Annotated in this window: 23 protein-coding genes; 19 read left to right on the top strand and 4 right to left on the bottom strand. The window is 42.7% G+C overall.

Annotation, left to right across the window (positions count from 1 at the left end; all coding sequences use genetic code 11):
• The first annotated feature begins 65 nt into the window (after window positions 1–65).
• From OU792_RS16360 to OU792_RS16270, 19 genes are all read left to right on the top strand, one after another.
• A complete protein-coding gene (locus OU792_RS16360) occupies window positions 66–350 on the top strand; it encodes a DUF4134 domain-containing protein (RefSeq protein ID WP_274670751.1) in 285 nt (94 codons plus the stop codon).
• Window positions 350–631: a DUF4133 domain-containing protein gene (locus OU792_RS16355; protein WP_274670750.1), complete on the top strand. Its 282-nt coding sequence runs from the start codon at window positions 350–352 to the stop codon at window positions 629–631. The genes OU792_RS16360 and OU792_RS16355 overlap by 1 nt, the downstream gene beginning before the upstream one ends.
• 2 nt (window positions 632–633) lie before the next feature.
• Window positions 634–3,126 carry a TraG family conjugative transposon ATPase gene (locus OU792_RS16350; protein WP_274670749.1) on the top strand — a complete coding sequence of 831 codons (2,493 nt, stop codon included), beginning with the start codon at window positions 634–636 and terminating at the stop codon, window positions 3,124–3,126.
• An 8-nt stretch (window positions 3,127–3,134) separates the two neighbouring features.
• Window positions 3,135–3,797, top strand: coding sequence for a hypothetical protein (locus OU792_RS16345; RefSeq protein WP_274670748.1), 663 nt, complete (start codon window positions 3,135–3,137; stop codon window positions 3,795–3,797).
• On the top strand, window positions 3,794–4,450 hold the full coding sequence (locus OU792_RS16340; protein WP_274670747.1) for a hypothetical protein: 657 nt from the start codon (window positions 3,794–3,796) through the stop codon (window positions 4,448–4,450). The genes OU792_RS16345 and OU792_RS16340 overlap by 4 nt, the downstream gene beginning before the upstream one ends.
• A complete protein-coding gene (locus OU792_RS16335; RefSeq protein WP_274670746.1) occupies window positions 4,447–5,109 on the top strand; it encodes a hypothetical protein in 663 nt (220 codons plus the stop codon). The genes OU792_RS16340 and OU792_RS16335 overlap by 4 nt, the downstream gene beginning before the upstream one ends.
• Window positions 5,106–5,888 carry a hypothetical protein gene (locus OU792_RS16330; protein ID WP_274670745.1) on the top strand — a complete coding sequence of 261 codons (783 nt, stop codon included), beginning with the start codon at window positions 5,106–5,108 and terminating at the stop codon, window positions 5,886–5,888. Before OU792_RS16335 ends, OU792_RS16330 begins: the two co-directional genes overlap by 4 nt.
• Complete coding sequence (locus tag OU792_RS16325; RefSeq protein WP_274670744.1) at window positions 5,885–7,039, top strand: plasmid transfer protein; 1,155 nt, start codon at window positions 5,885–5,887, stop codon at window positions 7,037–7,039. The genes OU792_RS16330 and OU792_RS16325 overlap by 4 nt, the downstream gene beginning before the upstream one ends.
• 2 nt (window positions 7,040–7,041) lie before the next feature.
• Entirely contained in the window at window positions 7,042–7,650 is a 609-nt protein-coding gene (gene traK / locus OU792_RS16320) for a conjugative transposon protein TraK (protein ID WP_144605577.1), read from the top strand.
• On the top strand, window positions 7,628–8,059 hold the full coding sequence (locus tag OU792_RS16315) for a hypothetical protein (protein WP_274670743.1): 432 nt from the start codon (window positions 7,628–7,630) through the stop codon (window positions 8,057–8,059). The genes traK and OU792_RS16315 overlap by 23 nt, the downstream gene beginning before the upstream one ends.
• Entirely contained in the window at window positions 8,049–9,272 is a 1,224-nt protein-coding gene (traM, locus tag OU792_RS16310; RefSeq protein ID WP_274670742.1) for a conjugative transposon protein TraM, read from the top strand. Before OU792_RS16315 ends, traM begins: the two co-directional genes overlap by 11 nt.
• A gap of 6 nt (window positions 9,273–9,278) precedes the next feature.
• Window positions 9,279–10,115: a conjugative transposon protein TraN gene (traN, locus tag OU792_RS16305; RefSeq protein WP_274670741.1), complete on the top strand. Its 837-nt coding sequence runs from the start codon at window positions 9,279–9,281 to the stop codon at window positions 10,113–10,115.
• 32 nt (window positions 10,116–10,147) lie between these two features.
• Entirely contained in the window at window positions 10,148–12,139 is a 1,992-nt protein-coding gene (locus tag OU792_RS16300; protein WP_274670740.1) for a type IV secretory system conjugative DNA transfer family protein, read from the top strand.
• A gap of 12 nt (window positions 12,140–12,151) precedes the next feature.
• Complete coding sequence (locus OU792_RS16295) at window positions 12,152–12,781, top strand: M23 family metallopeptidase (RefSeq protein ID WP_274670739.1); 630 nt, start codon at window positions 12,152–12,154, stop codon at window positions 12,779–12,781.
• Window positions 12,782–12,791: 10 nt separating this feature from the next.
• On the top strand, window positions 12,792–13,718 hold the full coding sequence (locus tag OU792_RS16290; RefSeq protein WP_274670738.1) for a DUF4099 domain-containing protein: 927 nt from the start codon (window positions 12,792–12,794) through the stop codon (window positions 13,716–13,718).
• Window positions 13,696–14,361, top strand: coding sequence for a hypothetical protein (locus OU792_RS16285; protein ID WP_274670737.1), 666 nt, complete (start codon window positions 13,696–13,698; stop codon window positions 14,359–14,361). The genes OU792_RS16290 and OU792_RS16285 overlap by 23 nt, the downstream gene beginning before the upstream one ends.
• A gap of 39 nt (window positions 14,362–14,400) precedes the next feature.
• Window positions 14,401–15,150 (top strand): hypothetical protein, encoded by a 750-nt coding sequence (locus tag OU792_RS16280; protein WP_274670736.1) that lies wholly within the window; start codon window positions 14,401–14,403, stop codon window positions 15,148–15,150.
• Window positions 15,151–15,238: 88 nt separating this feature from the next.
• Window positions 15,239–15,733, top strand: a complete 495-nt coding sequence (locus OU792_RS16275) for a hypothetical protein (protein WP_274670735.1) — start codon at window positions 15,239–15,241, stop codon at window positions 15,731–15,733.
• A 248-nt stretch (window positions 15,734–15,981) separates the two neighbouring features.
• Window positions 15,982–16,203: a hypothetical protein gene (locus OU792_RS16270; protein ID WP_274670734.1), complete on the top strand. Its 222-nt coding sequence runs from the start codon at window positions 15,982–15,984 to the stop codon at window positions 16,201–16,203.
• Window positions 16,204–16,262: 59 nt separating this feature from the next.
• On the opposite strand, the gene OU792_RS16265 is transcribed toward OU792_RS16270, so the two are convergent.
• From OU792_RS16265 to OU792_RS16250, 4 genes are all read right to left on the bottom strand, one after another.
• Window positions 16,263–16,712, bottom strand: a complete 450-nt coding sequence (locus OU792_RS16265) for a type II toxin-antitoxin system death-on-curing family toxin (protein ID WP_274670733.1) — start codon at window positions 16,710–16,712, stop codon at window positions 16,263–16,265.
• Window positions 16,709–17,788 carry a DNA-binding protein gene (locus OU792_RS16260; RefSeq protein WP_274670732.1) on the bottom strand — a complete coding sequence of 360 codons (1,080 nt, stop codon included), beginning with the start codon at window positions 17,786–17,788 and terminating at the stop codon, window positions 16,709–16,711. The genes OU792_RS16265 and OU792_RS16260 overlap by 4 nt, the downstream gene beginning before the upstream one ends.
• Before the next feature lie 3 nt (window positions 17,789–17,791).
• A complete protein-coding gene (locus OU792_RS16255; RefSeq protein WP_274670731.1) occupies window positions 17,792–20,800 on the bottom strand; it encodes a type I restriction endonuclease subunit R in 3,009 nt (1,002 codons plus the stop codon).
• 1 nt (window position 20,801) lies between these two features.
• Window positions 20,802–21,389, bottom strand: a 588-nt coding sequence (locus tag OU792_RS16250; protein ID WP_274670730.1) for a restriction endonuclease subunit S, incomplete at its 5' end; no start/stop codon positions are given.

The raw sequence follows: 21,389 nt of genomic DNA, 5'->3' as shown, positions 1-21,389 counted from the left end.
AAGCAAAATCAAAATCAATATTTTCTCAATAAACTATGAAAACCATGTTCAACAAAACCAAAAAAATGATCTCAAGCGCATTGCTTGTTACGCTTGCAACGACAACCTCCAGAGCCCAAGGTGTTCAGGGAATCACCGCAGCCGAATCCTCACTACTCGCCTATGTGGATCCCGTAGCCAGTCTTTGTCTGGTAATCGGAGCGGTAGTAGGGCTGATCGGAGGGGTAAGAGTTTATATTAAATGGAACTCCGGTGATCAGGACATCAATAAAGAATTGATGGGATGGGGCGGTTCCTGCCTGTTTTTGGTCTTGGTCAGCGTGATCATCAAAGCGTTTTTCGGTGTCTGATGGCTAAGCAATTTCCGATATATAAGGGGCTTCAAAAGCCTCTTATATATCGGGGCTTTCAGGGAAAATTCATCGGATGGGGAGTCGCTTCCTTAGTCATCGCGGTCGTCTTAGGAGGATTAATCGGGAGCTTAACCAGTATGGTTTTAGGCGGGGTGATTACGCTAACCGTCATGACAACCGGACTTTTCATCACCTCTCAGCAGCAGAAAAAAGGACTGCATAGCAAAACAAGGTACAAAGGGGTATTTCAGATCGCTACATCCTTAAAATCGAAGTAATCATGTTTGGGAAAAAAAGGAACGAATTTAAGCTTCCCTATCTGGGGATTGAAGACCAGATCCATGGTTTTCATTGTCTATTCAATCTGAAGGGTGACTTCGGTGTCATCCTTGGATTGGACAATCCTGTCCTGCAATATTCAGCGGATTCTTCCAAGTACGATTCCTTTCACCAGCTATACACCAATTTGATCAAAATATTGGGTGAAGGGCATTTGATCCAAAAACAGGACATTTTTTCCAGAAAGACCTACAGCGAAAAATTCTCAACAGAATACCTACAGCAAAAGTATGATGCCCATTTCCAGGGGAGGCAATACACTTCGCTAAAGACATTTTTGGTGATTACCAAACGGGCAAGAGGCAGATACAGTCAAAAGTCAGTGATGGATTTTATCCAGACAATGGGTAAGGTGACAGACCTTTTTGAACGTGCGGGAATTAAGACTGAAGCACTGTCAAGAGTGGAGACTGACCGATATGTGAAACGGATTCTCAGTATGAATTTCCATGAGGAAAAGATTGTACTGGACAACCTACTTGCCGAAGAAAGTCAAGTGGAAAGCGGAGAAAGAGCATTTCGGTCGATCACCTTGGTGGATACAGATAAGGTAGAACTTCCGGAAAAAGTGACCTCCCATTTGGAGCGTAACGACAAGGATAGCCTTAAGGGGTTTCCGGTGGATAATATGGCCTTCCTTTTCGATGTCCCCAATTTCCAAACCATAGTTTATAACCAGGTCATTGAAATTATTGAGCAGAGATCCACGCTGACCAAGCTTGAATTGAAGCGAAAGCGACATTCCGGGATACCCGATCCTGCCAATAATATATGTGTTGAAGATATTGACAGGTTATTAGAAGACGTAGCCAGAAATAATCAGCTTTTGGTCAATTGCCACTTCAATGTGGTCGTTTCTGCTAAGAAGGAACACATACAAGGAGCTTGTAATTATGTGGAATCCTCCCTTTTCCAACAAGGGATTGTTGCCAACAAGAATTCCTATAACCAACTGGAGCTTTTCAGGACACTGCTTCCCTGCAACACCGCTGAGTTGAAAGTTTACGATTACTTCCTGACCACCTCTGATGCTGCATTATGTTTTTTCTTGAAGGAATCACTGAACAAGGATGAAATAAGCGGTTTCCAGATCCGATTTACGGATAGACAAGGAATCCCATTGAAGATTGATCCAGCTGATTTGCCGATGCAAACCAATCGGATCAACAATCGAAACAAGTTTGTGCTGGGTCCTTCCGGTTCGGGAAAATCATTCTTTATGAATGCCCTTATCGAGCAGTATTGCATGTGGAATAAGCGGCCCAATCCTAAATGGCTGATGGATGTGGTCATTGTGGATACCGGCCACTCGTATTCCGGACTTTGCCAATACTACCAAGGGAAATACATCACTTATACTGAGGAAAAGCCAATAACCACCAACCCTTTTTCAATTACTGAAGAAGAGTACAACATCGAGAAGAAAGACTATCTCCTGACCCTCATTTCTTTATTGTGGAAGACAGCAGAAGGAACAGTTTCTCAGGTTGAAGCGGATGTTATTTCCAGTACCATTTCGGCCTACTATTCTTCCTTTTTCTCAGGGGAAAGTGAAATCGATCGACTCTGCTTCAACAGCTTTTATGAATTCGCTTTGGAGAAAATCCCCGAAATCAAAGAGAGTGAAAGCATCGGATTTGAACTTGAAGAGTTTCGCTTTGTGCTGAAGAAGTTTTACCAAGGAGGTGAGTTTGAGAACCTGCTCAATGAGGAGGTTGACCAGTCTTTGTTTACCGAATCTTTTGTGGTTTTTGAGATCGACAGCATTAAAGAGCACAAGGTGCTTTTTCCGATTGTCACACTCATAATCATGGATGTTTTCATCCAGAAAATGAGGTTCCGAACCAAATACCGGAAAGCACTCATCATCGAAGAGGCTTGGAAGGCAATCGCCTCCCCGCTCATGGCAGGCTATATCTTATACCTCTATAAGACCGTCCGAAAATTCTGGGGAGAAGCCATTGTGGTAACTCAAGAGCTGGGAGATATCATCGGAAATGCGGTGGTCAAAGACAGCATTATCAATAACTCGGATACCATCTGTCTCTTGGATCAGACCAAATTCAAAGACAATTATTCTCAAATCGCCTCCCTGCTGTCCATCAATGAAAATGAAAGGAAAAAGATTTTCACGATCAATCAGCTGGATAATCATGAGGGCCGAGGAAGATTCAAGGAAGTCTATATCCGAAGAGGATCTGCCGGTGAGGTGTATGGGGTGGAAGTGTCCTTGTACCAATACCTGACCTATACCACGGAAAAGCCCGAAAAATCAGCCATCGAAATCTATATCCAAGCCTTTGGAGGATACCAAATGGGACTGGACGCTTTTGTCGAGGATTTCAAAGCTTCTGAGCTTGCCCTTCATGAGTTTTTTACGGAGGTCAATAAGCAAGGGACCCCGGTCAGAGAGACACTTACAGCCACATTTTAATCATGTCTATGAAAAAGAGCTTGAACATACTGGTATTTCTGATCCTTTCGGGATCTGCTTTTGGGCAAACTGTCTATGTAGATCCTGCGGTAGCGGGTGCAACGGCTGCACATTCTGCGGTCATCAATTCCCAGCTGAATGCCACCAATGAACGGTTGACTTTGATTGAGCGGGGACAGTTGGCGATCACCGGAAATCTGACCATTGTCAACACGATGCAGGACAAAATCTACAAGGGACTTTCTGAGGTCAGTTCGATTTTGACCAATCTTTCCAATGTGCAAGAAATAGCACGAATAGCCACCGGGATTTCAAGTGACCTCAGCCAGGTGATGGACTTAGCCGGAGAGAATCCAGCTTTACTCCTATTTGCCGAACGGAATGCTACCCTATTTCAGCAAAGGGCAACTTCCTTGGCTTTGGAGGTCAGTTCATTTGTGTTGAAGGGAGGAGAAAATAACCTCATGGACGCAGGAGAACGGTCCAAGCTGATCAATCAGATTTTGACTGAAATGGTCATCCTGCGATCCTACTCTTATGGCATGTATCGAGCTATGTATTTCGCTCAGATGAAAGGATTTGTAAGGGCCTTAAATCCTTTCCAAGGTTACATCAACGTGGATATCCAGCTTGCTCAGGATATAGCCAGAAAAGCCAAAACCCTACAATGATGAAATCTTTTTGGCTTTTCTCCTTCGTTTTATTTGCTAGCCTTGAGGTGGGTTTTGCCCAAACCAATGTGGCTCTTCTCCACCAGCTGGTCGAGGAATCTAAGTCTGAATACAACCTTCAAAAAGAGGCGAAAGAAAATCAAGGTAGGAACTCGGTTAATGAGGAGGTCAATACCAATTTGCTCAAGTCGGTAAAGGAGAAATACCGGGCCGTTCAGGATCGATTTGCCAAACTTTCCATTGTCATCGATGCATTTGGAATCGGTGCAGCGGCTGATCCTTTAGTCAACTCTATTATTGATAACCAACAGCAAATCGTTTTCTACTGTAGTCAAAATCCGGAACTGGTACTTTTTGCGGTAGAGTCTGAAAAGGTTTTCGTCGAAAGATCCTATTCACTTTTGAATTACCTCTTTGGCCTTTCGGCAAGTATCGGAGTGGTCAACCAGATGAAAGTTTCGGAAAGAAGAATCCTTTTCCAGCACATTCTGGACGAGCTGAGGGAGATCAACGGGCTTTCCTACACCGTTTCCAAATCACTTCAACACTATCTGGAAAGGAAGCGAGGAGTCAATCCTTACCTACAATATGTGGCAACGGAAATGGATTTGGTAGAAGAAATTATTCAAAACGCCAAAACCCTAACCCGATGAAGAATCTCCTTTTTCTTTTCATCTGTTTCATGGTGCTTGAATCTTATGGGCAGACCGTAATATTTGACAAAGCCCATTTTTCGATAGTCAATGCCAATGCTGCTGTAAGAAACGCCAGTGAAATAGGGTATCACCAAACCTTGGATATCATCAGGCAAAACACCGATGATATCATTCTCAATTCATCCAGCCTTGCTCTGGTTCAAACCATGATTGTCAACTCCCTGACCCAAATCAATGAGGGGTTCAAGGATGCAATTCAGGTGAGAATGATAGCGGAGACGGTCTTGGATATCAGTTCAATTTCCGCAGAGGCTTTCCGGTTGGCGGGCGATAATCCCATCCTTTTTCTTTTTGTGGAAGAGTACACGGCTCAGGCGAAAAAAAGAAGTCTCAATCTGGCCTCGGAAGTTTCTTCCCTGATTCTCAAGGAAGGCGATGATCTCCTGATGAATTACAATGTCCGGGATGAGCTACTTGATTCGGTTCAGAAGGAATTACAGGTAATTCTTGCCCTGGTACTGGCCGCAAAAAACAGCATCTACTGGGCCAAGACCAATGGAATAATTCGATCTCTCAATCCCTATCAAGCTTATATCAATCGTGATTTAGGATTGATTAATGAAATTATCATCAAACAGAAAATCCTTACCCGATGAAGCCAATTCTTTCATTTTTGATCCTTTTTTCTGTTTGTATTCTCAGTTACGGACAGACTCCCATCCACGATAGAGCGATTGTCGCTCAGCAGGAACGGATGGTCTTTAAGCAATGGGATGAAGATAAATTCTATCCTGAACCCAACAGATTGCTAGGAATCCCAACGAATCCAATTTGGTATATCACCTGGGGATTGCATCCCAATTACCCGGATCTGGACAGAAGGCCTTTATCTCCAAGGGGAGAACAGACTCAAAGGCTGGGATTGGCAGCGGCAATGCAGATTTCCTCCAATTACTACAAGCAGCACTCAGATACGGTCAAGAACTTGGCGACCGCAGAAATAGCCCGCATTTCAGGTGCTTTTTCATCAACAGATCCTCTTTACCAATTCTATTATAAGCGAGAGCTGAAGCCTTTGGAAAACCCTGAAGTCTCAGCTTTTCAGGGTGTTCCTTCGGAAGTAATCCAGTACATGACTGATCATGGGGCATACCAATGGTATGTAAACAACATGGCTTCGCTTTCAGAGCGATTTGAGTTTGCCAAGAGCTTGGATATGGAAAGAGGGCAACGGATTCTGATGTATCACAGAATCATGCTTGAAATGAGGGATGTCCTTAAAAAGTGGCAATACAAGCTGAACATGTCTTCCAATATGCTTGCCTTCCGAAAGCTGAACCAGCGGAAAATCAGCGGAGAGATTATCCTTTCAGATCCAAAAAGCGAGGAGGATAGAGCCAAGAAAATTGCTAACCAAACCCAAGTGCTGAAATGAAGAAGCTGATCACAGGACTATCAATTTTCCTTGGGGTATCCATCTCCGGATTTGCACAATCGGCCAACCATGACCAGTACAAGGAGACCATAAGCTATTTGCAAGGGAATAGTATTTACGACAGGGGAGTGATGACCTTCTTTGAAGAAATGAGGGATTATGGCTTTGCTCACTCTGATCCTTTTATGAGAGATGCTCAGACCTTGGCCTGTATTTTCATGCTTATTTTTTTCAGTCTGAAATGCTATGAAATGATGGCAGGGGACAAAAAACTTGAAATCATGCCCCTCCTGAGACCATTTGCTTTGGTAATTCTTTTGATGTGGTGGCCAATTTTCTGCCAGATCATCGCTTTTCCCACCAATTTGATCGCAGCCAGAACAGAAGCCCTTTTCGGGACCCAAAACGATATCAATAATGGCTTGCGACTTGACCGTGCGGCCTACATGATCGAGATGGCCGATCAGCTGGTGGAATATCAGGCAGTGACGGAGATGGCATCGGAACAGGCGCAGGAATCCGATAAGGACTTGGGGACGGTGATTGTTGACGGGGTAAAAGGATTTTTCTCCGATCAGATTCTAGCCCCTATTGTCCAAATGCGGATTAGGATGCAAACCAGCCTTCAGCTGCTTGCTACCCAAATCATCGAATTGGTGGCCATCTGGATTCTGAGGGTGTGTGTCTATATCATTTTCATGTTACAAATCATCTACTCAACGGTGTTGGTGATACTCGGACCTTTTTCAGTGGTGGTGAGTATCCTTCCGGCTTTTCGGGATGCGTTCACGACTTGGATAGCCAGGTTTGTTTCTGTCAACCTTTATGTGGGAGTGGCTTATTTGATTCTCTACATCACAGGAAGACTCCAGCAATACGCCTTGGAGGTCGAAATTGACAAGTACGAGTACCTGCTTTCAACCGGTGGCGGAGCGGATCGACTTGAAAAAATGGCTTGGCTGGCATCCAATGGCTTTTTGAGTTTCGGGCTGGTGATAGTTGCATTTTTTGTCAGTGCCATTGCCATTACTACCGTGCCCTCCATTTCCACTTGGATCATTTCCACTTCAGGAATCTCCTCGGCAGCAACCACCGCCGGAAGGATGGGGTCTTCTGCTTCAAAATCAATTTCAAGAGCTAAACTAATCTAACCATGATCATCCAAAATATTGAGTCGAAAATCAGATTGGCTACGGTTCTTTCCTTGGGAAGCCTGCTTACCTCAATCATTATCTGTGGATTTGTTTCGGTTTACGCTTATAAACAGGTAGCCAATGCTAGGCAGTCCATTTATATCCTGGATAATGATATTCCCATTTTGGCCAAGCAGGCCAATATGCAAATGAATAGGCCAGCTGAGTACAAAGCAGCCGTGGACTTATTCCATAGCCTTTTTTTCAACCTGACTCCCGATGATAAGCACATCGAATATCAGATGAGCAGGGCCATGTATTTCGTGGATGAGACCGGAGTCGGCCAATACAATAACCTGAAAGAAAAGGGCTACTTCAATTCCATTCTCTCGTCAAGTTCAGTGCTTTCTATCCAGACAGATTCGATTGTCCTGGATCAGAATAGATTCCGGTATTACGGCAAGCAAAAGATAGATCGAAGAAGTGCCACAATCACCCGATCGATCATCACTGAGGGGGAATTGATCGATATCCCTCGAAGTGAAAATAACAGCCATGGGGTATTAATCACGAATTGGAAAACTATTGAAAATAAAGACCTGAGCAATGTTTCGAAAAACACCTTCTAAGGATCGGGATACCACCATTTTCCAAGAACTGAAAAATGAGCTTTACCCTCACATAGCGGGAATAAATGGCTATTTGAAAGGGTTGATAGATAGACATGCCAAGATCATTTTTTGTGGCATGCTCCTTCTCATCGTAACGTCTTTCATCCTGACCTTTTTTGTGCTGAAGCCTGACTCGGAGAATCAGGCTAACAATTTCAAAAAAGAGCTAAAAGCTATCCCAAGAGAGCTTTCAAATGAATTTTCAGCCTTGCAGGATTTGACACTAAGGGCTGCGAAAATAGCAGAGTTAAAGGCTGAAATAGAACGGATTATAGCTCAGGATTCCATTTCAAAGACGGATTCCACCTATCTGGAAAAAGCAATTGAGCAACTGCAATACTTTAATAACCACTCCAATGAAAATTGACTTCAAACAGCCCAGATACATCCTGCCGATTATCATGCTTCCGTTTTTGTGCTTGCTGTTTTACGGGTATAAATCCTTTAGCAAAGACGGTCCGGCTGAGCCTGTTCAGGGGCTCAGTGGAATCCAATCCGAGATTGGCAAAGTGTCGGAACAGATCCAGAAAAAACCGCTTGATTCCAAACTCGATGCTTCCAGAGAAACCTATAAAAGAGCAAATGATGGATACACGGCTATCAAAGGCTTGGAGCTCGAGGTGGAAGAATCCAGCCAAATCAAAACACTTTATAACGAGGAGGAAAAACGGCTGCTGGATTCCATAGACAACGCTTTAAAAGGTGCAGGTCTATACTCGGAAAAACCCGATGCAGCCGATGGTTTTCCATCTGTTTTGCCACAACCTTCCAGGCAGCAAAGCTTTTCCAAGGAAGATGAAGAATTGCTGAATGCCATCAATCAATTGGAAGGGAAAAAGACCCAAGTTCCCGTCAACCGATACGAAGATCCCATGGAGCTATTCAAAGCGCAGATGGCTGTGATAGACTCCATCTCCAAAGCGAATGATCCTGCTTATCGAGAGCTACAGCAAAAAGAAAAGGAGAGTCAACCCGAACCAAAAGAGGCCGAAAACGAAGTTTATCGGGTTCAGAAGTCAGAGGGGGCAGCGACCTTATTCAATACCGTCACCAGAGAAAAAAAGGGGAAGTTCATCGAGGCAATCATTGACCAGGATATCAAGAGCGGTACTCTTGGGGCCAGATTGAGAATCCGACTTTTAGACGATATCCTGATTGGAAATGCCATTGTGGGCAGGGGAACTTACCTCTATGCCTTGATTTCCGGATATGAAGCTCAGCGGGTGAAGCTGACCATTTCTTCGGTCATGATCAATGATCAAATCTTCCCGATTAAGCTCTCCATTTATGATGTAGATGGGATGGAGGGGCTGTATGTTCCTGCCAGTGCCTTCCGGGAATTCTCCAAAGAACTCGGAGGAAATACCACCGGAGGAATGAATCTGACCATGCAGCAAAACTCAGATGCCTTGAGTCAACTGTATATGTCTGCACTCCAACGAATGTTCACTTCTACTTCCCAGGCTGTTTCCAAATCCATCAAAAAGAACAAGGCCAATATCAAGTATGGGACTTCAGTCTATCTGATTGATACCAACGAATTGCAGGAAAACGGAAAAATGATCCAAAACCAAAACTGACCTATCATGAGACAAAAGATTATAACCTTTATCCTTTGGGCGATATCCATTTCGGGTTATGCCCAGCAAAACGGAACGCTGCTGAAAAGCCAACTTCCCAAGATCTACATCGACGAGGAAATCTCGCTACACTTTCTTTCTCCCGAACCTATCCAATACGTGGATATCTCGACCGACAATATGATCGGTGATATTCCTTTGGAGAGTGTATTTCGGGTAAAAGCAATCCGAGACAGTGTGTCTAACCTCAATGGATACAATAAGTCTTTGGGGGTGGTCACTATTGTCGGGCAGAAGTTCATCGCACAGTACGATTTATGGTATGCCCATGATGAGCGACAGCTGAAGACTCAAATCGAAATTCTTCCTACTCACACCAGCCCCTTGGAGGTCGGCAAAATCCCTATGAGCGACCAAGAGCTTCGGTATTTTTCAATAGAGGCATTTAAAAGGAAGGGGAAGGACAAGATCACCAAAAGCAGCCAGTACGGAGTAACCGGTCAGGTGAACAGTATCTACACGGTGGACGATTATATCTTTTTGGATATCTCCTTTATCAACAAGACCAATCTCAAATTTGATCTGGACCAGTTGAGGTTTAAGATCGAGGACAAGCGAATCACCAAAGCAACCAATGTCCAATCCATTGAGATAGAGCCCGAGTACCAGCTTTTCACCCCGGAGAGCTTTGAGAAGAAATACCGAAATATCTACGTGTTTAAAAAGTTCACCTTCCCCAATTCCAAGGTGTTCACCATCGAGCTTTCGGAATCCCAAATCAGTGGAAGAACGCTCTCTTTGGAGATCAAGTACGCAGACCTTTTAGCGGCAGACACACTTTAAAAATGATTTTCCCCTTCAACTGAGCCTTTGCCATGAATGAGAAAAGAGAATTAAAAAGCCTTCACGCGACCTTTCAATTCATTGTCTACCTGATGGTGTTTCTGGACATTCTGATGTTTGTCTACGCCCCACAGTTGTTAGCTATGGATGGGTTGGGGAGATTTCTTTTTCCTCTTTTTGAAAAGCTGCAAAACCTGAAGATTTATAGTAATGTGCTTCTTGGAAAAGTGGCCATTTTGATCGCGATTTGCCTTTCAGCTATCGGGACAGTGGCCAGAAAGAACCTGGATTTAAACCCGAGAAATCAGATCATTTTTCCCTTGACAATCGGCCTGATTTTATTCTTTGGATCGATCTATCTCTACACGCTGGAAGATTCATTTTTGGTGATGGATCTCACTTCCATTCAAGACCTAGGGTATAGCCTATCTTTATTTCTTGGGGCTGTTTTGATCCATACCTCCTTGGACAATGTATCGAAACTGATCAAATCGGGTCTGGGAAAGGATGAGTGGAATATCGAAGGAGAGTCCTTCATGCAAGACACCAAAAAAATCGAAAACCCCTATTCTGTCAACATTCCCATGAAATTCTATTTCAGGGGAAAAGTCCGAAAAGGTTGGATCAATTTGGTCAATCCATTCCGAGGAACTTTTGTGATCGGAACCCCGGGTTCCGGGAAGTCCTTTGGAGTGATCAATCCTTTTATCCGACAGATGATTGGCAAGGGATTTACTATGTGTCTTTACGATTTTAAGTTTCCTGACTTGGCTCAGATTGCCTATTTCCACTATCTGAAAGCTCAGGACAAAAAGGCAAATCCAAATTTCAAATTCCATGTGATCAATCTGGATGAGGTAGAATATTCCAGGAGGATCAATCCGATCAACAGAAGGTATTTGAAGACAGTGGCCAATGCTTCTGAAACTGCAGAGGCTATTTTTCAATCCATTCAAAAATCCGATTCCACAGGAGGAGCAGACAAGTTTTTCGAGCAATCGGCCATCAACTTTCTCTCTGCCTGTATATTCTTTGTGTCTCGATACGAAGAGGGTAAGTATTCCACATTCGCTCATGTGCTGGATTTCCTGAACAGGGACTACGAGGATATTTTTAACTGTCTGACCAAATATCCTGAACTCAGATCCATGGTATCTCCCTTCCGAAGCGCCTTTGAAAAGAAGGTTTACAAACAGCTGGAAGGGCAGGTCGGTACCCTGAAGATTTTCCTTTCAAGGCTCAATACCAAAGAAACCGCTTGGGTCTTCAGTGGGGATGATTTCGACCTTAAAATTTCGGACCCCAATTCTCCATCCATTCTGGTTCTTGCAAACAGTACCGAAACGCAGAGTATCACGGGTACTTGCTATTCGGTGATCATTAACCGGTTGACCCGATTGATCAATACCAAAGGGAATCTGCCGACTGCCTTGATAGCGGATGAAGCGCCGACTTTTTATATCCATAAAATCGAAAACCTGATTTCTACTGCCAGGAGCAATAAAGTAGCGGTTTTACTCGGCTTGCAGGAATTGCCCCAATTAAACCAGCTTCAGGGAAAGGATACGGCATCGACCATGACCTCGGTGATCGGAAATGTGCTTTGTGGTTCAGTTCGCCATAAGGACACGCTGTCTTGGTTGGAGATGATGTTTGGAAAGCGAAAGCAGTTGGGGCAGAGTGTTTCGATTGATCGGGATAAAACCTCGATTTCATATAGTGAGCGATATGATCCACTGATTCCTGCGGGAAAAATTGCCTCCATGCATACCGGGGAAATTGCGGGAATTATCGCCACGGAAGGGACTCAGTTTGACGGGAAATACAAAACCTCCAATGTCCATTGCCGGGTCAATCTCGATATAAGAGAGATTAGGCAAGAGGAAATCTCCTATCGAAGCACTCCGAAATTCTATGATTTCAAAGGGAAAAAGGAAGAGATCTTGACCAAGCACTTTGAGAAAATCCACCGACAGGTTACTGAGATTATTGAAAAGCACCGGGAAATGGCAATCCTAGATTAAGTCATTGAAATCATGCAAAGGAACCTATCGATTATACTTCTTCTTTTTGCTCACCAGGCATTTCCTCAATTCAATTCCATTGAATTTCGAAAGGAAATGACTTCAGTGAACGTGATCAGGTCCGCTGAATTCAAGCAAGAAGCGAAAGGGTCTGAAATTCCTCCTTTGTCCCAACAGGAACTAGCCGTGGAACATGGGGAGGAGCTATTGTTGGCATCCCTTCCCTTAGAGGATTTTTTTCTGACTTCAGAGTTTGGCTACCGCTCCGATCCATTCTCCGGAAAAACGAAATTTCATGGGGGAATCGATCTAAAAACCAAGCGTTCAAAGGTGCTTTCCATGCTTCATGGAACTGTGGTTTCGGTGGGCAACGATCCGCTTTTAGGAATTTTTGTCAAAGTCCAACACGGCAACTATGAATCGATTTACGGTCACCTTTCTCAATCCTTTGTAGCAAAGGGCGATCGTGTCTTACCGGGAACTATCCTGGGGATTTCCGGAAGTACGGGAAGGGCTACTGGCGATCACCTACACCTGAGCATCAAAAAGGGAAGGGAATATGTCAATCCAGTCTTATTCATTCAATTGATCTCAATGCTATCGACTAAAGAAGAAGCAATCACTTATTTATCAAAACCGTAAAGCAAGCAACATGACAAATCAAAATGGATTACCGATGAAGGATTTGGAGATTTTTGGAGTCATCAAAAACGGAAAATTTACCATTCCTGAAAGAGAAGTCAACGCCCTTAAAAATGGAGGGATAACCGATGTAGTGGAATTGACCGACCTGAAAGGGAAGGATATTTTCATCGATAAATTACCGGCTAGACTTTCCATAGTCAGGGGAGAAGATGGGAATCCCGCCTTGCGGATTGATCCGGTTTACAGGGAACCTAATCAACATCCCAATTTGAATGACGCAGAGCGGAATCAACTGGTCCGGAAAGAATTGGCCAATATCAAGAAAACCTATGTTGACAAAGAAGGGAACATTCAGACTGAGATCATCGAGTACGATCAGCGAACCAAACAATTTCTCTCCTACAATCCCCGAGACATCAAAGCCCCTCAATCAGTCAATGGGCAAGAACTCGATCCACAGCAAAAGAAGAAATACAAGGAAGGGGAAACGGTGCTGTTGGCAGATGGGACAGCATTTCAACTTTCTCCATCTGCTCCAAAAGGCCTCAGATCAAATAAGTCAGGGTTAGTCCTTTCGGTTTTGCTGGATGGCGGCTTGTCCTACCTGCTGATTACCGGTGTTCAGAAATTGCTCGGAAAGCAAAGCAAGGAGGATAAAGCATATAGCGAAGGATACCTTCAGGCCATCAAGGAGGTTCAAAAGCAGACAGAGCGAAGGATTGCTAGAAATCCGAATGACAGAGATGCAATTCGAGACTTGAACAACATCAAGGAGGAATATTCCAAGATTTCAGCAGATTCCTCACTCCCAAAATCGGTTAGGGACGACTTTGATATCAATGCCATCAAACGGCTAAACAGCATTGATACGGAAGAAGGAAAGAACCCAAGAAAACGATTCGAACAAGATAATGGCTTCGACAGAGACCTTTGATATTTTGAATTATAAAGGGGTGGATAAGCCTATTCAAGGTCTGTTTTCCAAGTTTGCCCATCAGGATAAAACGGGCCAGATCGTGTTTGACTTCTTTGATGAGCAAGGCAAGAAAGTGGATGGTGAAATCCTGAGCCTTTACCGGAATAAACCGGCTTCCATAGGGATTTCTGTCCTTAATCTTTCAGAACATTCTCGGTCAATTTTTGTCTCCGATTCCTATGCTTCCCTTATCTGCTTTGCCAATCAATTCAAAGCCAGAATCTCCTTTGATGAAGCTGGCTTCGTGATCATCGGGGCCGAGTTTGACTTGAGTTTACTGGACCAAGCATTCAGGAAGGTCTCAAAAAAAGCCAAGATCAATACGGTATTTAGCACCTCGATTTTGGGAAGGGTGATGGATTGTAAAGTTCAGGATCTAGTTTGTAATCGGGACTGTAGGTATTATTTATCCGATGATTGTGTTCAGCTTAAAAACCGAAAGAGGAATAAAGTCTCGAAGGAATCGATTTTCAATTTTTCACTTCGAACCTACTGCATTTCGCAAGCGATCATTCAAACAGTCCGGACATTTAAGCCTAAGCAAAAGGGAGTTGAGTCCTTTTATCAGCTAAACCAACTGCATTGGAAAGACCTTAATTAATATGGTTTTGCTATATTTAAACGCTTGTCACTCAAAATTATGGAGAATAATAGTCTTGAATTCCTCAAAAAGAACCTGAAATTCCTTGGCTTTGGTACTTCATTAAATGCTGCCCTGGAAGCTAAAGTTTCTGAGCGAGAGGAGTCCTTTAAAATCGGAGTCTCAGCCGATTTTAATGCCAGGCAAAAGGATGGCAGGATGGGAAAGGACAAGGTTAATTATGAGCTGAATTTCTCGAGATCTTCGAAGCCTTATAATTATTCTTTGGATAGCGTGAAAGTTACCCTAAACGATCAGACCCAGAATACATTTTCGTATGGAAAGGGAAATGACGTGACGGCAAAGGAAGCCTATAATTTGCTCAGAGGGGCATCTATCCATAAAAAAGCCATTCTAAATAGGCAAATGGATAATAGGGTATTAGCTTCGAGCGAAGTCGGTCAGGTGAAGGAAGGCTCAGGAGAAAAGATTGATTCCATCTGGATCAAATTGGATTTTGAAAAGTGTAATGAGCAGGGGAATTTCTCCTACAAAAAGTTCTATCCTGATCATGGATTCCACCTGGAAACTGAACTGAGCAGATTCCCGATCAAGGAGCTTGAAAATTTTCAGGAAAAAGAAATGCTGCTCTCCAGCTTAGGACGGGGTAATACCCAAAATGCCACTTTGGAAAATGGTCAACCCGTATTTATCGAAGCGGATCCGGAATCGAAGAAAATCCAGTTTTATGACATGAATTTCAACAAATTGGACGTTTTACCTACTCAGACGCAAGAAATCGGTAGGTGAATTTAAGTCTGCCAAATCATTTATTTTATTCATATCCAGTCTTTTACATTTAACTATTCCAAGTCTTTAAACTAAACCATTTTAATCCATGAGAAACCTGAATTACCTGTTTTTAATCGCAATTACCATTTTTTTTGTTAGCTGTTCTTCGGAGAATGAGGAGCCTAAATTGGTTGAGAAAAATGTCACCATTGAAGTAGAAATGGAGGGGAATTACACCGACTATCTAGTGACCTTTTCGGTTCATAGTATGCTTAGCGGAACCTCTACTTTTGTTGCTCCGGTGTTGGATCAGCCGATTGAACTCAACTGGACCCAAGTGATTGAACAAGGCAATACCTACACCCTTTCTTTTGAGCCAGAAGTCCCAACTATTTCAGCCACTTCTTCAGCTCCGATCCATAGTTTAGGTTTTGTCTTCAATGCCGTTCACTTGGGAGGAGAAACCGATGATTCTTTCCAGCCGCTTTCAGCGACCGTTAATGTTTTGGCTGATGGGGAAGTCTATCGACAGTTTGAATATAAGGCTTTACCTCCTGGAGAGGTTACCTTGCCACTTGCTGAGGAGGTTACTCTTAATTGATTGTGGCTGATTCCGTTTCTTCATCTTGCCTTACCCTCGAAGTATTTACATGCCCTATTCCGGTTTTATCCAATTGTATGCACAAAGGTCGGACGGCCTGTCAGTTTCAAAAAATTGGGGCTTCTAGCAGAATTTCCTAAAAACAGGGTTTCCTACGGACTGCCTCCCAGTTTTTAAATTCTAATTTTTTCTCACTTTCCCGGCCATCCTAAATGACCTGCATAAATTTTAACTAAAACCAAAATACTATGGCATTCTCAAAAAAGTACATCGGAAAAGGAAAGCAAGTCGAAAACATGGATATTGTGGAAGTGAGCCTGAATATGGCTGAGCTTCAAAACCACACCTTCGAGTATGAAGGAGAAACCTTCGTCAAATTCAATGTCGCCAAGCTAAAAGAACCTGATCAGTACGGAAAAACCCACACGGTTTACGTTTCCGTTAAAGAACCGGATTCGGAAGAATCTTGAGAAAAGCCCTTAGGGGCTTTTTTGTTGCTATTCGAAGCGTTCTAACTTAAAAACACTTATCAGCTGTTATCTTCCTCACTCTTTGCGTGAATGATTTTGATTTTTAACTCCTCTGAAAAATCTTCTTCATACAAAATGGACTGAATAATTTCAAAGAGTAAATCTCTATCGATTCGATTGTCTGCTACATCGACTACAATGTTTTCCATGGTCAGGATAAATTTCTCAGCAAGAACTTCTAGACCATTTAAGTACAGAAAATAAACACTTAGGGCCAGTGAAGCCCTTTTATTTCCATCGTTAAAGCAATGATTTTTGTTGATTGAATAGAATAAATGCGTGAGTTTATCTTCTATATCCGGGTAATAGAAGTCATTTTTCATATGCTCAATGGTACTTTCTATGAGTCCTCTATCTCGTACACCAAAAAAACCTCCGGACTCTCTGACGATGTTGTCATGTACCTCTATGGCATACTCTACTGTGAAATATTGAAAATCAATACTCATCTGTCTTTCAGCCTTTTGAAAACATCAATCAGTTGCGGATTTTCCAGAACTCTCTCGATAAGGTCTTTGCTTCTGTCTCCTAAAAATCTGGTGTAATCATCGTGACTTAGTGCACCAATATATTTTTGGAGGCGCTGATGGATTATGTTTCGTAAACCATAATCCCTTGAGGCCATTTTTGCTCTAGCGTCATCGATTAAAGGAATCCATTGTCGTTTGTTAGAAAAGCGGTCTATCAAAATGTTCAGTTCGGAAGGCCTTAGCTTTCTTTCGAGTTTGTTTGCTTCATCCCTTATTTCATCAGCAAGCCCAATTTCAAAAGAGGCAATTAACTTTAAGACATCGGCATACATGGTGTCCCTGGGATTGTCTTTTTCTTCCAATCGTAGGATTGCTTTATATTCCTTTGCATTCTCCTTGAATATGGCATTGTATATCGCATCTGTGTAAATGCTGTACTTCATTGGTCCCATATCCAAATGCTGGCTCAGTGCACTTGTAAACTCCTTTCGGTAAATCGGTTCTCGAGCGATGGCAATCAAAAAATCTTCTTCTCTTTGATTGATATACTTTGTTGAACCTCCAATGCGCTTATTGATGGTGTCTATGACAACGTCGAGCATGAGGCTTCGGACTTGCTTCGCTTTTTCACTTTCGGTGAGAAGCATTCCAAGATTTAATACAGCCCTGAAATTGAAAACCGCAAGTGCTTTAATCCTAGAAATGGATTGATGATCAGTGGTTTGATCCGACAGAGTATCATCAGTGATACTCTGTGAACTGTCATCATGAGGAGCGATTAGATGTCCGAATAAAGACTTGAACTCTTTTAGTTTTTGCCCTTTAAGTACTTGATACCCATTATGGGACAATTCATCCTGGTGGTTTGCTATATAACGGCTGATCGTTGCTCGACTGACTTCGTAAAAGTCCATCACCATTTTGGTGGTAAACTTATATTCCTCATTGTAATGCAGACCGGACAATCCAAGTTTGGTTTGGATTGAGTCAATGGCCTGAGAATTATTCAGAATATTTTGTCTGTCGATTGCCGACTGTGTCAGGTCTCTCGTCATTTTTTAAAGTCCTTTTTGTGCGGTTGAATCATTCAACCGCTTATAAATCTTCTTCATCATTATCTCTTTAACCAAATCACCGAAGAGCTTGTCTTCTAGAATTTTCTCAAAGATCTCTTGGTTTTGATCCATGCGGCCAATCATTTTATCAATGAATTTGTCTTCAAATGCAAACTTGAACGTGTCTAATTTGTTGACCTTGGCTTGGGTTTGCAGGGTTTCATCATCCATCAACTCCGCTTCAATCTGATCAAAAAAGAGCTTATCCGCTTCTTCGAACTCTGTACCGAAGCGATCATTCAACACAGTAACGATCTCTGATAAGTGAGCTTCCTCGTCTTTAGGCCGTTTTAATCCTGCCTCAGTCGTTCCGCTTAGTTCGCCATCTTTGCTTTTCTCAAGCTCGATGGCTCCTTCCTTGATTTTCTGTAAGCGATAGTATTCTAAAGCTACTTCATCATCCAAATGCAGGGCATCAGACAATTCCTTCTTTGGTAATCGAGTCTGGAGTAATTTTGCATAGGCGTAGAATTTCTCAAAATCGCTATCTATGAATGGCATGATTTGAGACAAAAACGCATATAGGTTTGTCCAAGTGCGAAGACCCTTTTTGAATTCGTCTTGCTTCTCTTCTTCAGGGATTTCTTTGAAGCGATCTACAGCAGGATCGGTAAAGCTATAAAGGAACTTCTGCTGTTTAGCATTGTTGAGCTTGGTTGCCGGATCAAAATACACATTGGCAAAAGCATCAATATCCTGATCCCAATACACCTGAAACTTATCTAGATTGCCTTTAAGGTCATACAGGTGATTGATTTCTGTTTCATCCTTCACGGATGTCACTTCATAGTAAGGCTGGAAGGAATCCAAGATCGTTTGCCGATCATTGGCAAAATCCAGTACAAAGGTATCTTCCTTACCTGGGCAAGTCCTATTCAAACGGGAGAGCGTTTGAACCGCTTTGACTCCAGAGAGCTTCTTATCCACATACATGGTATGGAGAAGGGGTTGATCAAATCCAGTCTGGTACTTGTCAGCCACGATAAGGATTTTGTAATCGTCTTTTTCAAAGACCTCCGGCAATTCCTTTTCTTTATATCCTGTCAATTCCGGTTCGGATACTCCGTCAGGGAAATTGTCATCGACTACTTTACCTGAGAAAGCGACCAATACTTTGATCTCTTTGTCGTATTTCTGTGCTTTGATGTACTTTTTGAATTCTTCAAAATAGCGCTTGGAGTGTAATCGAGAACCACACACGACCATCGCCTTAGCTTTCCCACCAATCTTTTGGGAAACGATATCCCGAAAATGCTCAATGATAATTTCCGTTTTCTGAGCCAGGTTGTGTGGGTGAAGAGAAACGTATTTGCCTATTGCCTTAGCAGCTTTCTTTTTATTGAACTTGGGATCGTCTTGAATCGCCTTCGTCAACTTGAAATACAGCTCATAAGTCGTGTAGTTTTGAAGTACATCATGGATAAAGCCTTCTTCAATTGCTTGTCGCATTGCATACAAATGGAAAGGCTTAGGCTTACCATGCTGATCTTTTTCTCCAAAAACTTCCAGCGTTTTGTACTTAGGAGTTGCGGTAAAGGCAAAGAAGGAAATATTTACTTGGCTTCCTCTTGCCTTTGCGGACTTTTCAATTTGCTCTCGGATGAAATCATCACCTGAGTAATCATCTTCGGTTTCAACACTGGCAGCATCTTCAAGAGATTTTGCGGCCAACACTTCTTTTAGCTTTTTACTGGCTTCGCCTCCCTGGGAGCTGTGCGCTTCATCAATAATGACTGCATACTTGCGATCAGGAAGTTCACCTACTTTTTCCACCACAAATGGGAATTTCTGCAAAGTTGTGATGATGATATTCGTGCCATACCCTAGGGCATTGGCTAATTGGGTACTGTCTTTGTCGATTTTTTGAACAACCCCTGATTTATGCTCAAACTGATAAATCGTGTTCTGCAATTGCTGGTCGAGAACTTTACGATCCGTAACCACAATCACGGAATCAAAAATACGCTGATCTTGACTATCATGAAGGCTGGATAAACGATAAGCAAGCCAGGCAATGGAATTACTTTTACCCGACCCTGCCGAGTGCTGGATCAGATAGTTTTTACCGGTACCGGTAGCCAATACATCCGAGCTGACTTTGCGAACAGCATCAAGCTGATGATAGCGAGGGAAGATCAGTTTTTCCTTTTTGTAGATCTTGCCTTCAGATTCAAACTCTTCCGTTTGAAGATGAATAAATCGCTGGATAATTTCCATCCAGCTATCTTTTTGGAGGATACTTTCCCAAAGGTAGGCCGTCCGATATCCGTTCTGGTTTTGAGGATTGCCTTTGCCATTATTGTAGCCCTTGTTGAAAGGAAGCCAGTATGTTTTGCTACCGTCCAATTTGGTCGCCATAAAGACTTCATCCTGATCCACTGCAAAATGAACCAAGGATCGTTTCTTAAAAGCAAAGAGAATTTCTCGATTGTCACGGGTCGTAGCGTATTGCTTTAGTGCATTTCCGACATTCTGCCCCGTGAATTGGTTTTTCAGTTCGAGGGTTGCTACCGGAATTCCATTCAGAGACAACAGCACATCTACCGAGTTCTTGTTTTTGCTGCTGTAGTAGATTTGACGATAAACTTTTAGGCTGTTCTTTTGGTACAACTCAACCGCATCGGGATTCAGGCCAGAGGCAGGCTGGAAGAAAGCCATTTGAAACCGAACACCATAATCCACAAATCCATTTCGCAGTACGTCTAGGCTTCCGCGAAGATCCATCTCTTTGACCAAGCGCTGGATGACCCGATTGTCCGCATCTGCTCCGTGAATGGCAGCAATCTTTTCCCATCGCTTTGGTTGGGACTGCTGAAGGAACTGGATCACCTCATATTTGAAAAGTCCCAGCTCTCGGCTGTAATCCTCAGAATTTCCAAGTAAATATTCGCCCTGTTCGACTAAGGATTGGACAAGGGCAGATTCAAAAGTATGTTCGGTCGTTAGGCTCATATCAGTCTGTCACCTTTATTTTACCCGTGACCACTTCACTGATCAAAGCGGTGCGGTATTCGGTTAGAAGATTGATTAGTTTTTGGGTTTTGGCTTTTTTTGCTTCAATCGCGGAACATTCAGTTTCTATTTTTTGAACAATAGTTTTTTGTTCTTCAAAAGATGGGACAGCAATTATTGTTTCTCCTAATTCTTCTCTATTCAAGTGAGGTTGAGCTGCTCGCAATGAATGCATGATCAATTGCCTTTTCAAGATGTAGTCACTTAATAAACCGAAGGCTACAAATTTTGGAAAAAAGTTTTCATTACACCTGAAAACCATATCATATCCAGTAACCGCACCATCATATTTGCTTGGAATAATTGCTGAATCGGCCGTATATGCCCCACTTCGTACCACTATTATATCATCTGTTCTTAATATGGGATCACGTTCATATGGGATGTCATCGGGGTCAACGAAAACTAAATCTTTTTCATCTATTTTGCCTCTAAATACATTTGTTGCACGAATTATTGGAAGTCCATCTATTTTTTGTTTTGGTGGTTGTCCTAACCCGTATTTGGTTTTTCCAACATATTTTAAGCG

The organism is Algoriphagus sp. NF, assembly GCF_028823735.1.
GTDB lineage: Bacteria > Bacteroidota > Bacteroidia > Cytophagales > Cyclobacteriaceae > Algoriphagus > Algoriphagus marincola.
The sequence above is the reverse complement of the archived record's forward strand: the minus strand, read 5'-3'. Positions and strand labels throughout refer to the sequence as shown.